General features: G+C 72.8%; 13 protein-coding genes. 7 read left to right on the top strand and 6 right to left on the bottom strand.

Annotation, left to right across the window (positions count from 1 at the left end; translation table 11 throughout):
- Positions 1 to 158: 158 nt before the first annotated feature.
- A complete protein-coding gene (locus ACY34K_RS31530; protein WP_462753247.1) occupies positions 159 to 335 on the top strand; it encodes a hypothetical protein in 177 nt (58 codons plus the stop codon).
- Positions 336 to 405: 70 nt separating this feature from the next.
- On the opposite strand, the gene ACY34K_RS31525 is transcribed toward ACY34K_RS31530, so the two are convergent.
- Positions 406 to 1,971, bottom strand: coding sequence for a FadD3 family acyl-CoA ligase (locus ACY34K_RS31525; protein WP_462753245.1), 1,566 nt, complete (start codon positions 1,969 to 1,971; stop codon positions 406 to 408).
- 83 nt (positions 1,972 to 2,054) lie between these two features.
- Between ACY34K_RS31525 and ACY34K_RS31520 the strand changes: the two genes are divergently transcribed.
- The 3 genes from ACY34K_RS31520 to ACY34K_RS31510 are packed head-to-tail and all read left to right on the top strand — an operon-like array spanning position 2,055 to position 4,399.
- Positions 2,055 to 3,203 (top strand): lipid-transfer protein, encoded by a 1,149-nt coding sequence (locus tag ACY34K_RS31520; protein ID WP_462753243.1) that lies wholly within the window; start codon positions 2,055 to 2,057, stop codon positions 3,201 to 3,203.
- Positions 3,204 to 3,206: 3 nt separating this feature from the next.
- Positions 3,207 to 3,638: a Zn-ribbon domain-containing OB-fold protein gene (locus tag ACY34K_RS31515; protein WP_462753241.1), complete on the top strand. Its 432-nt coding sequence runs from the start codon at positions 3,207 to 3,209 to the stop codon at positions 3,636 to 3,638.
- The gene (locus ACY34K_RS31510; RefSeq protein WP_462753239.1) at positions 3,635 to 4,399 is read left to right on the top strand and encodes an enoyl-CoA hydratase/isomerase family protein; all 765 of its coding nucleotides are present in this window, start codon (positions 3,635 to 3,637) and stop codon (positions 4,397 to 4,399) included. Before ACY34K_RS31515 ends, ACY34K_RS31510 begins: the two co-directional genes overlap by 4 nt.
- A 21-nt stretch (positions 4,400 to 4,420) precedes the next feature.
- Here ACY34K_RS31510 and ACY34K_RS31505 read toward each other — a convergent pair whose 3' ends face one another.
- A complete protein-coding gene (locus tag ACY34K_RS31505; RefSeq protein WP_462753237.1) occupies positions 4,421 to 4,951 on the bottom strand; it encodes a hypothetical protein in 531 nt (176 codons plus the stop codon).
- Positions 4,952 to 5,131: 180 nt separating this feature from the next.
- Here ACY34K_RS31505 and ACY34K_RS31500 point away from each other — a divergent pair, with 180 nt between their 5' ends.
- Positions 5,132 to 5,902 carry a hypothetical protein gene (locus tag ACY34K_RS31500; protein ID WP_462753235.1) on the top strand — a complete coding sequence of 257 codons (771 nt, stop codon included), beginning with the start codon at positions 5,132 to 5,134 and terminating at the stop codon, positions 5,900 to 5,902.
- Here ACY34K_RS31500 and ACY34K_RS31495 read toward each other — a convergent pair whose 3' ends face one another.
- Positions 5,903 to 8,356, bottom strand: coding sequence for an outer membrane protein assembly factor BamB family protein (locus ACY34K_RS31495; protein ID WP_462753233.1), 2,454 nt, complete (start codon positions 8,354 to 8,356; stop codon positions 5,903 to 5,905).
- 187 nt (positions 8,357 to 8,543) lie between these two features.
- On the bottom strand, positions 8,544 to 9,329 hold the full coding sequence (locus ACY34K_RS31490; protein ID WP_462753231.1) for a VOC family protein: 786 nt from the start codon (positions 9,327 to 9,329) through the stop codon (positions 8,544 to 8,546).
- Positions 9,330 to 9,656: 327 nt separating this feature from the next.
- Between ACY34K_RS31490 and ACY34K_RS31485 the strand changes: the two genes are divergently transcribed.
- On the top strand, positions 9,657 to 10,304 hold the full coding sequence (locus ACY34K_RS31485) for a TetR family transcriptional regulator (protein WP_462753229.1): 648 nt from the start codon (positions 9,657 to 9,659) through the stop codon (positions 10,302 to 10,304).
- 232 nt (positions 10,305 to 10,536) lie between these two features.
- Here the strand turns inward: ACY34K_RS31485 and ACY34K_RS31480 are convergent, their stop codons facing one another.
- Both ACY34K_RS31480 and ACY34K_RS31475 read right to left on the bottom strand, forming a co-directional pair.
- The gene (locus tag ACY34K_RS31480; RefSeq protein ID WP_462753227.1) at positions 10,537 to 11,013 is read right to left on the bottom strand and encodes a nitroreductase family deazaflavin-dependent oxidoreductase; all 477 of its coding nucleotides are present in this window, start codon (positions 11,011 to 11,013) and stop codon (positions 10,537 to 10,539) included.
- Positions 11,013 to 12,182 (bottom strand): acyl-CoA dehydrogenase family protein, encoded by a 1,170-nt coding sequence (locus tag ACY34K_RS31475; RefSeq protein WP_462753226.1) that lies wholly within the window; start codon positions 12,180 to 12,182, stop codon positions 11,013 to 11,015. The genes ACY34K_RS31480 and ACY34K_RS31475 overlap by 1 nt, the downstream gene beginning before the upstream one ends.
- A gap of 130 nt (positions 12,183 to 12,312) precedes the next feature.
- Between ACY34K_RS31475 and ACY34K_RS31470 the strand changes: the two genes are divergently transcribed.
- Positions 12,313 to 13,479 carry a thiolase C-terminal domain-containing protein gene (locus ACY34K_RS31470; RefSeq protein WP_462753224.1) on the top strand — a complete coding sequence of 389 codons (1,167 nt, stop codon included), beginning with the start codon at positions 12,313 to 12,315 and terminating at the stop codon, positions 13,477 to 13,479.
- Positions 13,480 to 13,524 lie beyond the last annotated feature (45 nt).

Below are 13,524 nucleotides of genomic sequence, written 5' to 3'. Positions count from 1 at the left end.
TCGTCACCATGGGCGACAACCACACACCCGCCCCGCCCCTCAAGTAGACCTTCACCCACGGGGTGCGGCCGCGGTGGCGCGGAGGGGGAGCCACCGCGGCCGCAGCACAAAAGCCGAGCCGCCACCGCACCACGCAGCAACCTTCACGAGGAGACGGAATGACCCGCACGAGGGGCCTGCTGGCCGGAGCTTGCATAGCACTGGCCGTTGCCGCAGGCACCGCGACGCTCACGACGGCCGACACCCCCACGTCGGCCACGCTGAAGGGCACACATGTCGTGGGTGCCGCCACGCCCCTGGGGGACAACCACATGCCCGTCCCTCCCCAGAACTAGCCCGACGGCAATTACCCCTGCCGGGAAAGGGGCCGGACCGCCTGGTCCGGCCCCTTTCGCATGCCTGGCCTCAGTCCCGCGTGCGGGCCCTCAGTTCGCCCTTCACCACCTTGCCGCTCGCGTTGCGCGGCAGTTCCCTCACGAACTCCACCTGCCTGGGGACTTTGTAGTTCGCCATTTCCCGGCGGGCCCAGGCGATCAGGTCGTCGGCGGTGAGGGTGGACCCGGGTCGGCGGACCGCGAAGGCCTTGGCGACCTCGCCGAGGCGGGGGTCGGGAATGCCGATGACGGCGACGTCGGCTATCTCGGGGTGGACGCCGAGGAGTTGCTCGATCTCCGCGGGGTAGGCGTTGAAGCCGCCGACGATGAACATGTCCTTGATCCGGTCGGTGATGCGGAGGTTGCCCGTGGCGTCGAGGACTCCGACGTCTCCGGTGTGGAGCCAGCCGTCGGCGTCGATGACCCGGGCGGTTCCGGCGGGGTCCTCGAAGTAGCCGCGCATCACGTTGTGGCCGCGGACGAGGACCTCGCCCGGGGTGCCGGGCCCGGGGGCGAGGACGCGGACCTCGGTGCCGGGGATGGCGCGGCCCGAGGTGGCGGCGATCGTCTCCGGGGGGTCGCCGCGGCGGCACATGGTGACGATGCCACCGGCCTCCGAGAGGCCGTACGCCGTCAGGACGGTCGCGACGCCGAGTTCGGAGCGCAGCCGTTCGACCAGCCGGAGCGGTACGACCGCCGCGCCGGTGACGACGAGGCGCAGCGTTGACAGGTCGTGGGCGGCGCGGGCCGGGTGGTCCAGCAGGGACTGCAGGAGGGTGGGCGGGCCGGGCAGGACGGAGATCCGCAGGGAGGCGATGTTGGCGAGGACGGTGTCCACGCCGAAGACGGGCTGGGGCACCATCACCGCGCCGCGCATCAGGCACGCGATGATCCCGGCCTTGTAGCCGAAGGTGTGGAAGAACGGGTTCACGATCAGGTAGCGGTCACCCTCGGTGAGGCCGGCCAGATCGCTCCAGGTCTCGTAGCAGCGCAGGGTCTGGGCGTGGGTGATGACGACGCCCTTGGGGCGGCCCGTGGTGCCCGAGGTGTAGACGATGTCGGAGGGTGCGGAAGGCGGGATCGCCTCGGCCCGTGCGCGGACCTCCTCCCCCGTCACCCCGTCCCCGGCGGCCAGGAACTCCTTCCAGGTGCGGAAGTCGTCCGGGGCGCTGTCCGCGAGCACCACGACCTGCTCCAGGTGCGGGAGGACGATCCCGGTCCGTCGCAGGGACGCCACGTACGAGGTGCCGAGGAACGTGCCGGTGATGAAGAGGAGCCTGGCGCGAGAGTTGTCGAGGACGTACGCCGCCTCGGCGCCCTTGAAGCGGGTGTTCAGCGGTACGAGCGCCGCTCCCGCCGTGACGGCTCCGAGCGCGCTGACGATCCAGTCGAGGGTGTTGGGTGCCCAGACGGCGACCCGGTCGCCCGGTTCGACGCCCGCCGCGATGCACGCGGCCGCCGCCCGTTCGACCCGGTGGACCAGCTCCGCGTAGGTGGTCGTGGTGCGGCCCTCGACGACCGCTTCCCGGTCCCCGTACCGCTCGGCCGCCGCCCGTACCAGCATCGGGACGGAGCCCCACTCCAGGTCGCCGCGCATCGCAAGCCTCCTCGACCAGTTAGCTGACTAACCGTCAGATTACCGGTAGCCTGACGGGCTGTCAGCAACGGAAGGGGGCGACCGTGGCAGGGCTCAAGGACGCGACCGCGATAGTCGGCATCGGGCAGACCTCCTTCGCGAAACATCTGCCCGAACCGGAGAAGACCCTGGCCTGCCGCGCGATCCTCGCCGCGCTCGACGACGCCGGCGTCGCACCCGCCGAGGTCGACGCCTTCGCCTCGTACACGATGGAGGAGACGGACGAGGTGGAGGTGGCGAAGGCCATCGGCGCCGGGGACGTCACCTTCTTCAGCAAGGTCGGTTACGGGGGCGGCGGTTCGTGCGCCACCGTCGCCCATCTCGCGGCCGCCGTCGCGACGGGCCAGGCAAGCGTGGGGGTCGCCTGGCGCTCGCGCAAGCGGGGAAGCGGGCCGCGACCGTGGAAGAACACGGCCGTCCAGCTGCCCACACCGGGTCAGTGGACCCGCCCGTACGGTCTCCTCCGGCCCGCGGACGAGATCGGCATGCTGGCCCGCCGCTACATGCACGAGTACGGCGCCACCCGCGACCACTTCTTCAACGTCGCCCTCGCCTGCCGCAACCGGGCCAACCAGAACCCCGCCGCGATCATGTACGAGCGGCCCCTGACCCGCGAGATGTACATGACGTCGCGCTGGATCAGCGAGCCGCTCTGCCTCTTCGACAACTGCCTGGAGACCGACGGCGCGCTGGCGTGCGTGATCATCGGGGCCGAACGCGCCCGCGACTGCCGGCACCGGCCGGTCTACGTCCACTCCGTCGCCCAGGGCCTGCCCGCGCAGCACCACGGCATGGTCAACTACTGGAACGACGACCCGCTCACCGGGCCCGCCTGGACCGCCGCCCGACACCTGTGGAAGCAGGCCGATTTCGGTCCCGCCGATGTCGACGTCGCCCAGATCTACGACGCCTTCACCCCCCTGGTGCCGCTCTCCCTGGAGGGCTACGGCTTCTGCGGACGCGGCGAGGGGGGCGCGTTCACCGAGGGCGGCGCGCTGGAGATCGGCGGCCGGCTGCCGCTCAACACCGGCGGGGGCGGGCTCAGCGAGGCGTACGTCCACGGCTTCAACCTCGTCAACGAGGGCGTGAAACAGCTGCGCGGCACCAGCACCGCCCAGGTGCCGGGGGCCGCGACCTGCCTGGTCACGGCCGGCGAAGGGGTGCCCACGTCCGCGATCCTGCTGAGGAGTTGAGACATGCTCGTACCCGTCGTCGACGAGGACGGCGCGCCCTTCTGGCAGTACGCCGCCCGCCACGAGCTGCGGATCCAGGCCTGCGCGAGCTGCGGCGAGCCGCGTTTCCCGCCGCGCCCCTGCTGCCCGTACTGCCGGTCCTTCGACGCCGAATGGCGGCTGATGAGCGGCCGGGGCCGGATCTGGTCGTACGTGGTCCCGCATCCTCCACTGCTGCCCGCGTACGCGGAGCACGCGCCGGGCTACAACGTGGTCCTCGTCGAACTTGCGGACGCCCCGCGCATCCGGCTCGTCGGCAACGTGGTCGCCGGGCCCGACGCCGCGATCGACTCCGTCGACCCGGCCCGGCTGCGCATCGGGGCACCGCTCAGGGTGACGTTCGCCGAGCCGGCGGGCGGCACGACCGTGCCGCGCTGGCTGCTGGACCGGTCATGAGCCTCAGGGTCACCGGCGGGGACGGCGTCGCGGTGGTCACCCTGGACCGGCCGGACCGGCACAACGCCATCGACCTGGCGACGGCGGCCCGGCTGGGCGAGGTGTGGCGGGACATGCGGTACGACGGGTCCGTGCGGGCCGTGGTGCTCACGGGGGCGGGCCGGAAGGCGTTCTGCACCGGTGTCGACCGGTCGGTGGCCGTACCCCGGCCGGGCTCCCCGTACAGCGTCGACGACCCGCTGCTGACCGTCGGGCCGAAGGCGAACGACCTGTGGAAGCCGGTGATCGCGGCGGTGGAGGGGATGGCCTGCGGCGGTGCCTTCTACCTGCTCGGGGAGAGCGATTTCGTCGTGGCGTCCGAGGAGGCGACGTTCTTCGACCCGCACACGACGTACGGCATGGTCAGCGCGTACGAGGCGATGCTCATGGCACAGCGGATGCCGTTCGGGGAGGTGGCCCGGATGTCCCTGATGGGTACGGCCGAACGGGTGTCGGCGCGGCGGGCGTACGAGACGGGCCTGGTGTCCGAGCTGACGGCGCCGGGCGGGGCGGTGGCCGCGGCCCGCGCCGCGGCCGCGGTGCTGGCCGGCTATCCCACCGAGGCGGTGCAGGGGACGGTGCGCGCGCTGTGGGCGGCGAAGGAGGCGGCCAGGACCCAGGCCCTGGCCCACGCCCCGCACCTGATCGCGCTCGGGAACCTGCCGCCGGAGCGGCAGGCCGAGCTGTTCGAGGGGCGGGGCGGGGGGTTCCGCCTCAGATGAGGCAGGCTGACGGAAGGACCGTCAGAGGGAGTTCTTCGTCGCGCTGACGACGACGCACTCCTTGTACTCGCTGCCGTCGCCCTTGCCGGTGTACGGCGTGGTGGCCTCGGCCTTCTGGGAGGCGCCGGCCTTGACGGTGAGCCCGGTGACGTTGGCGAGCGCGAGGTTCGCGCTCGAGCTCGCGTCACCGCGGAACTTCATGGTGATGTTGTACGTGTAGTCCAGCGAGCCGCTGTTGGTGACGGTGAGCCGGGCGACGAGGTTCTTGCCCGCGTCGTCCAGCTTGCACTCGTCGATCTTGATGTCGCGCTCGGCCTTGTTGTTGCTGCTGGAGCCGCCGGGCACGGAAACCCCGCCCGAGCTGCTGCTGGAGCTGTCGCCACCGGTGGTGGAGCCACTGGAGCTGCTGGAGTCCGAGCCGCCGCTGGAGCTGGAGCTGGAGCTGTGGCTGCTGCCACCGCCGCAGCTACCACCACCGGAACCACGGGCTCCGGTGAGCGCGACGAGTACGACGCCGAAGACGGCGACGGCGCGGACGTGACGGATCTTCACGTTCAACCCCCGTTGAAGTGTGAGTGAGCGGAGCCCTGGCTTGACGGGCGCACGTCACCCTAGCAGCGCCCGGTGACAGCTCCGGCCACCCGGCCGCGGGGCGCTCCCCTTCCGCCCTGTGGCGACCCCTGCTCACCCGGCGTAGCGTCGTGATCGAGAGCCGGACCGAGGGAGACCGCGATGAAGCGGAACGTCATCGGCACCATCCTCGCTCTCGCCGGAGCGACGGCCGCCGTCTGGAGCCCCTTCCGTGCCTGGTACGACGGCCGTCACGGGCGGCACTACGGCGTCGCCGACCCGTTCGACGGCATCACCGCCGCCAGGGCCGACCTGTGGACGTCGCTGCTGGTGGTGTTCGCCGCCGCGGCCGTGGTCACCCTGCTCGGGGTGGTGCTGCGGTCCAGGCTGCTGGTCGCCATCGCCGGGATCGTCGTCCTCGTTTTCACCGCCCTGTGGATGGTCCGCCAGGGGCAGGCGGCGGGCAGCCTCACCGTCGACAGCGACGGCAACGGGCTGGGCGAGGGCGTCGCCCTCGCGCTGGGCGGCGGGATCCTGCTCCTGCTGGGCGCCGCCGTGATGAGCGGGCGCCGGCGCCCGTACGAGGAGCCGGAGGACCATCCGGCCAGACGCCGGCACGCGCGGGACCGGCACGAGCGCCACCCGCACGAGCGGTATCCGGACGAGCAGCACCCGTACGACCAGGACCAGCCGTACGAAAGGGAGCCCTACCCGCCGGACGGGACCGGGCCGGGGTACCGCCCCGGGCAGCCGTACCGCCCGGGCGGACCGCCCGGGGCGCCTCCGCCCACGCGGACGGACCACCGCTACCCTCCCGGCCGGCCCGGAGGGGACCGGCCCGGCCAGGAGGACGAGCCGACCCGGACGTATCCGACGGTCGATCCGAACCGGCCGCGTCCCCCGGACGAGTGGGGCCGCGGACCGGGACGCTGATCAGCGCGGGGCGCCGCCCCGGCCGGTCGCCGTGCCCTTCACCGCGTCCAGCGCGTACACGCAGCGGTCCTTGCTGCACGCGTAGACCACGCCCGCACGGGCCACCAGCGAGCCGGTGATCTCGCCGCCCGTGGTGAGCTTCCAGCGCAGCTGTCCGCCGCTCGCGTCGAGCGTGTACAGCACGTGGTCGGCCGAGCCGAAGTGCAGCCTGCCGTCCGCGACGACCGGTGCGCCGATGATGTCGCCGCCGGCCGCGAACCGCCACTTCGGGGTGCCGGTGACCGCGTCCAGGGTGTAGAGCGCGCTGCCGCTGCCGACGTGGACGTTGCCGTCCGCGACGAGCACCGGCTCGGTCGACTGCCGGGACTCGGTCGCGATGCGCCAGCGGTCCTTGCCGGTCGTGGCGTCGAGCGCGTACACCGTGCCGAGGTAGTCGGCGAGGTAGACGCCTCCTCCGGTGACCGCCGGGCCGGGGGCGAAGGCGGGCGGCGAGAGGAAGACCGCGGGCGCCTCGAAGTGCCAGCGCACATGGCCGGACATGATGTCGATCGACAGGACGCGGGTACCGGCCGAGACGTAGACATGGCCGTCCTCGGCCGGGGTGAGCCGCATCGGTACGCCGCCGCAGGAGGCCGCGTCGCCGATCGGGTAGGACCAGCGCTCGGTGCCCGTGCGGGCGTCCAGCGCGCGCAGCCGGGCGTCCTGCCAGACGTACACCGTGTCGCCGTGGACGGCGGGTCCCGCCTCGGGCGTCTCGAAGTCGGTCTGGACGCCGGTGACCTCCCACAGCTTGGCGCCGTTGGATGCCTCCCAGCCCTGGACGCCGCCGCCGCGCGTGCCGGTGACGACGGTGCCGCGGTCGACCTTGAGGGAGTACACCCAGGCGTCGGTCTGCAGCCGCCACCGCTCGCTGCCGTCCAGGGCGTCCAGCGCGTACAGCGAGGGGCCGTCGGAGGCGTGGATACGGCCCGAGGCGACCGCCATCGACCAGGCGACGTCCCGGGTCTTGAACTGGCGTCTGCCGCTGCCCACGTCGAGCGCGTGGACCTCGAAGGACGTCACGTACAGCAGGTCGCCCTCGACGACCGGGGTGCCCCAGACGTCGTTGGACATGCGGAACCGCCACGGCCGCCAGTGGCCGGGAGCGGCGGCCGTCGCGCCGCCGTCCGGTGCCTGGCTCCCGGACGGCGGGTGCGCCGGGGCGGACAGGGGCGGCCCGGAGGGCGCCGGCTCGGCGCCGTTCGGACCTCCACCGGGGCGGCGGATCCATCCGGTCGCGGGCCCGGCGTCGGCCACCATCGCGCCGCGGGTGTCGGCGACCCGGGGGCCCGGACCGATCGGCACCTGGGCGCCGGCCAGCCGGACCGGGGACGAGGGCGCGGGTCCCGAGGAGGGCGGGGCGGCCTGTCCGGTGCGCGGGTCCTCGCCGCCGCGGCGCGGGGGGTCCCATTCGCGGCCGGGGGCGGGGCGCGGGCCGGGGTGGGGCGCGGTGGCACCGCCGGGGCCGGGTGCCGGGGTGGGCGGGCTCGCGGGCGGGGCGGTCGGCGGTGGGGGCGTGCTGGGCCGGCCGCCGCGGCGCGCCTCGATCATCGCGGTGGCCCGGGACGGCAGCCACGCGGACGCCGTGCCGCTGTCGTCACTGCCGGAGAAGAGGTGCGGGGCGAGCTGGGCCTGCAGATCGGCGGGCGAGGGCCGCAGCCCCGCCTCCATCTGCATGCAGGACTCGATCAGCGGGCGCAGTTCCTCGGGCAGCCCCTCCAGGTCCGGACCCTCGCGCAGCAGCATGAAGACCGTCTCGACCGGGTTGGCGCCGTGGAAGGGGGCGTGCCCGGTCGCGGCGAAGACCAGGGTGGAGCCGAGCGAGAAGATGTCGCTGGCGCCGGTCACGCTGCGCGAGTCGCGGGCCTGCTCGGGCGACATGTAGGCGGGCGTTCCGACGGCGACGTTGGTCATCGTCAGCCGGGTGTTGGAGACGCCGGACGCGATGCCGAAGTCGATGACGCGCGGCCCGTCCTCCACGACCAGGACGTTCGACGGCTTGAGGTCTCGGTGGACCAGGCCCGCGCCGTGGATGGACTGGAGGGCCTCGGCGATGCCGGCCGCCAGCCAGCGGACCGCCTGGGCGGGCAGCGGCCCGCACTCATTCACTATCTCTTCGAGGGAGGGCGCCGGGACGTAGGCGGTGGCCAGCCACGGCACCGCGGCCCGCGGGTCGGCGTCCACCACCGCCGCCGTGTAGAAGCCGGAGACCGCCCGGGCGGCCTCGACCTCGCGCGTGAAGCGGACGCGGAACAGCTGGTCCTCGGCGAGCTCGGTCCGAACCGTTTTGATCGCCACGCGCCGTCCCGACGCCGACCGCGCGAGATAGACCAGGCCCATGCCACCGGCACCGAGCCGGCCCAGCACCTCGAACGGGCCGATCCGCCGCGGGTCGTGCTGCGTCAGCTGCTCCACTTGCCTGCCACCTCCCCGTCAGGGCCATGAGGGTACGGCCCCGTGCCCCCTGATTCTTCCTGTCCGGGGCGGTGGTTGCGAACCCGGGGGCGGATCGGGGTGTCTCACCTCGTTCCGGACACCTCGCTTCCGCCCACAGGGCGTCTTTCGCGCCTGGTCAGAGGCTTTGCGTTCGTTGTCAGGACCGTCAGGCCGCTTTGGGTTCGGCGAGGACGGCGAAGACGGCGCCCTGGTTGTCGGCCAGGAGGGCGATCCGGCCGTACGGGGTGTCGAAGGGCGGTTCGGTGACGCGGCCGCCCAGCCGGACGGCGGTGGCGACCGTCTCGTCGCAGTCCTCGACGGCGAAGTAGGTCAGGAAGTGGCCGGGCATTTCGGCGGGGAAGGCGTCGGTGATCACGCTGCGGCCGCCGATGGCGGTGTCGTCGCCGGGCTGCGTGCCGGCGGGCGACCAGACGCGGAAGTCGATCGAGGCGTCCTCCAGGTCCATCACCTGGAAGCCGAAGACGGACTCGTAGAAGGAGTCCACGGCGTCCTTCTCACGGGTGTAGACCTCGGTCCAGCAGAAGGAGCCCGGTTCACCCTGCTTCTCGAATCCGGTGTGGTCCCCGGCCTGCCAGAGGCCGAAGACGGCGCCGCCGGGGTCGACGGCGAGCGCCATGGTGCCGAAGGAGCCGATCTGCAGCGGGTCGGTGATCACCCGGCCGCCGGCGTCCTTGATCCGGGCGACGGTGCTGGTGATGTCGGGGGTGGCGAAGTAGATGCCCCAGGCGGTGGGCATCCGGCCGTCGCGCTTGGGGGCCAGGGCGGCGACGCGCTTTCCGTCGCTGAGGGCGTTGGTGTAGTGGCCGTAGGCCTCACCGCCGTCGTCGGCGAAGGTCCAGCCGAAGAGCTCGCCGTAGAAGCGCTTGCCGCCTTCGAGGTCGGGCAGCAGCACGTCGGCCCAGCACGGGGTGCCCTCTGTGAGTGCGGCCATGGACCCGACTCCTTCCCTTGTACGGGGCGTGTGGTGCCCGTCACACTCACGCTAATCGCGCGACCCCGTCGCCGCAGGGAAAGAAAACGAACATGTGTGCATATGTCGTCGCGGAGCCCGGAAACCCCTTGGCTTATCCACCGAAGTTTTCCACAGGCTGTTAATAAGCCTAATCGGGTTTCCCGGGGTCTCGGGAAACCCCGGCACCCTCCGGCGGAGCCCCGGGGAAGGTCACCGTCGGTGGCGGGAAGAACGCCTTCTGGAAGGGAGCACCCCATTTGCAGTCGGCCGAATCGCGCCCCGATCACCCCTCGGTAAGCTGACGGCATGACAGGACAAGTACGCACCGTCGACGGCCGCGTGGCCGGTCGGCGCGGCCAGGCGACGCGGCAGAAGCTGCTCGACTGCCTCAGCGAGATGCTCAGCTCCTCGCCGTACCGGGACGTCAAAGTCATCGACGTGGCCCGGAAGGCGGGCACTTCACCCGCGACGTTCTACCAGTATTTCCCCGACGTCGAGGGCGCGGTCCTCGAGATCGCCGAGGAAATGGCCAAGGAGGGCGCCGGGTTGACCGAATTGGTCTCCGGCCGTTCCTGGGTCGGCAAGGCCGGCTGGCAGACGTCGGAGGAACTCGTCGAGGGATTCCTCGACTTCTGGCGCAAGAACGACGCGATCCTGCGCGTGGTCGATCTCGGCGCCGCCGAGGGCGACAAGCGGTTCTACAAGATCCGCATGAAGATCCTGAACTCCGTCACCAACTCCCTGACGGACGCGGTGAAGGAGCTCCAGTCCAAAGGCAAGGTCGACAAGGACATCAGCCCCGCGGCGATGGCGGGCTCGCTGGTGGCGATGCTGGCGGCGGTCGCCGGCCACCAGAAGGGCTTCCAGACCTGGGGCGTCAAGCAGGCCGAACTGAAGCCGAACCTGGCGCTCTTGGTCCATCTCGGCATCACGGGCAAGAAGCCGACGAAGTAGGCCGGCCCTCGTCGCACCAGCCTCTCGGTGCGCCGCACACGCCTGCCCCCGATACGTCCTGTCGCGCCGGCGGCGGTCCTCTGACGACCGCCGCCGGCGTTCCCGTACCAGGGGGCGCGGGCCCACCCGGCACGCAGTCGGACTTCCCGGGGGGTGTTTGCGGGAATTTCCGGCTCCCGGTACCCCCGACGCCCCTCACCGACCCGGCCGGACGGGACTTCCGAAACACGCCCTAGCGGCGCGTGAGCCGGAAGAGACGGATCTCGCGGGAGACCCGGGACTGGTACGCCGCGTAGGGCGGCCAGAACCGCAGCACCGCCGCCCACGCCCGCTCCCGGTCCTCGCCCGACAGCAGCCGGGCGTGCACGGGGACGGCCTCGCCGCGCCAGCTGATCTCGGCGTCCGGGTGTTTCAGCAGATTGGCCGTCCAGGCGGGGTGCGCGTCGCGGCCGAAGTTGGAGCCCACCAGGATCCAGGTGGTCGCCGCCGGATCCTCGGGCATACAGGCCAGTGGGGTGGTGCGGGCCAGGCCCGAACGGGCGCCGCGCGAGGTCAGGACGACACCCGGCAGCACGCGGGCGCTCAGCAGCACCTTGCCGCGTGTCAGCCGGTGGACCGCACGGTCCACGGCGGGGACGACATGGGGCGCGATGCGGGCGAAGGCACGGGTGGAGGAGACCTTCTGGATCATTTCCCGTGCGCCGCGCATCAGACCGCCGCCCCGGCGAAGAGGCCCGCGCCGTCGGCCGCGTGGGCGCGCAACCGGTGCACGGGGCCGAAGAGGAGTTCGTCGGCGCTGGCCCGCTTGAAGTACAGATGGGCCTCGTGCTCCCAGGTGAAGCCGATGCCGCCGTGGAGCTGGATCGCCTCCGCGGTGACGCTCCGGGCGGCCTCCAGTGCCTGCGCCAGCGCGAGCCCGCCGGCCGAGGGGTCCCACGCCGCGTAGTAGGCCGCCGAGCGGGCCGCCTGGACCTGGACGTAGGCGTCGGCCAGCCGGTGGGCGACCGCCTGGAAGGAGCCGATCGGCCGGCCGAACTGCTCGCGTGCGCGGACGTACTCGACGGTGCGGTCCAGGGCCTGGGCTGCCGCGCCGACCGACTCGGCGGCCAGGACGGCCGCCGCGGCGCGCCCCGCCCCGGCCAGGGCGGCAGGGACGTCGGCCGTCTCGTCGCCGAGCAACTCGGCCGGGCAGTCGCGCAGTTCGACCGTCGCCAGCGGACGTGTCTCGTCCAGGGAGGTCACCCGGCGGCGGACCAGACCGGAGGCCGGGGGGCGCACGAGGAAGAGCAGGGTGCGGGCGCGTGCGTAACCGCCGGTGCGGGCGGCGACCAGCAGCGCGGCGGCGCTGTGCCCCTGCGGGACGCGCTCGGCCTGCCCGTACAGCGACCAGGCTCCGTCCACCCGGCGGGCCTGGACGCCACCGGCACGGCCGCCGCCGGCCCAGTCCCCCGCGCTGTTGTCGCCGGTCAGGCCGAGCGCACGGGCGAGGCCGCCACCCGGCACGGCGAGCGTGGCGGTCAGGGAGCCGTCCGCGATCCGTGGCAGCAGGGCGGCCCGCTGGGTCTCGGTGCCGAGCCGGGTGATCAGCGGCGCGGCGAGCACGGCGGTGGCCAGCAGCGGAGAGGGGGCCAGGGCGCGGCCGGTCTCCTCACAGGCGAGGGCCAGCTCGGCGGTGCCGCAGCCGACGCCTCCGTACGCCTCCGGAAGCGCGAGCCCGGGCAGCCCGAGCCGCTCGGAGAGCTGGACCCAGAGCCCGGTGTCGTACCCCTCCTCGGTCCCGGCCGCCGCCCGGACCTCCTCGGGCCCGCAGCGCTTGGCGAGCAGCTCGCGCAGGGTGCGGCGGATCCCGTCCTGTTCCGCCGTGAAGGCCGCGTCCATAAGGCTCCCCCTCTTTCCGGGGCTCGGTTCGCGTCCGGGGCGGCCGCTGCGCGCGCCCCTTCGGCTCACTCACCGGGCAGTATCTGACGTACCGTCATGTTAGCCATGGATCTGATGTACCGTCAGATCCATGGCTTCCTTCCCGCGCCCGGTCGCCGTCGTCGGCGTATCCCTCTCGGACTGCGGCCGTGTCGACCGGGCCACTCCCTACACCCTGCACGCACAGGCGGCGCGGCGCGCGCTCGCGGACTCGGGGCTGGACCGGTCCGTCGTCGACGGCCTCGCATCGGCGGGGCTCGGCACGCTCGCGCCGGCCGAGGTGGCGGAGTACCTCGGGCTGCGCCCCCGGTGGGTGGACTCCACCGCCGTCGGAGGCGCGACCTGGGAGGTCATGGCGGCGCACGCCGCCGACGCCATCGCCACGGGACACGCGAACGCCGTGCTCCTGGTGTACGGGTCGACCGCCCGCTCCGACATCAGGGCCGGGCGCCGGACCGCGAACCTGTCGTTCGGCTCCCGCGGCCCGCTGCAGTTCGAAGTGCCGTACGGGCACACCCTGATCGCCAAGTACGCGATGGCCGCCCGGCGCCACATGCACGAGTACGGCACCACACTGGAGCAGCTCGCCGAGGTCGCGGTGCAGGCCCGGGCCAACGCCGCCGCGAATCCGGAGGCGATGTTCCGTGAGCCGATCACCGTCGACGAGGTGCTCTCCGGGCCCATGATCGCCGACCCGTTCACCAAGCTGCACTGCTGCATCCGCAGCGACGGTGGCTGCGCGGTACTCCTGGCGGCCGGGGAGTACGTCCCGGACACCGCGAAGGACCCAGTCTGGATCCTCGGCACCGGGGAGCACGTCTCGCACACCGCCATGTCCCAGTGGGAGGACTTCACGGTCTCCCCGGCCGCGGTGAGCGGCCGGCTCGCGTTCGAGCGGGCGGGGGTGCGGCCCGACGAGATCGACTTCGCCGAGATCTACGACGCCTTCACCTACATGACGCTGGTGACCCTGGAGGACCTGGGCTTCTGTGCGAAGGGGGAGGGCGGTGCCTTCGCCGGGAAGGGCCGGCTGACGCTGGGCGGTTCACTGCCGGTCAACACCGACGGGGGCGGGCTCTCCGCCTGCCATCCGGGCATGCGCGGACTGTTCCTGCTGGTGGAGGCGGTGCGGCAACTGCGGGGGGAGGCGCAGGGACGGCAGGTGCGCGGCGCCGGTGGCGAGCCGCCGCGCCTGGGGGTGGCCTCCGGGACGGGCGGCTGGTTCTGCTCCTCGGGGACGGTGGTCCTGGGGCGCTGAGCCCGGCCGCCCCTCCGGAGGAAGAATCTATACAAGCGTCATAGA

This window comes from Streptomyces sp. STAM6 (assembly GCF_054963715.1).
The sequence above is the reverse complement of the archived record's forward strand: the minus strand, read 5'-3'. Positions and strand labels throughout refer to the sequence as shown.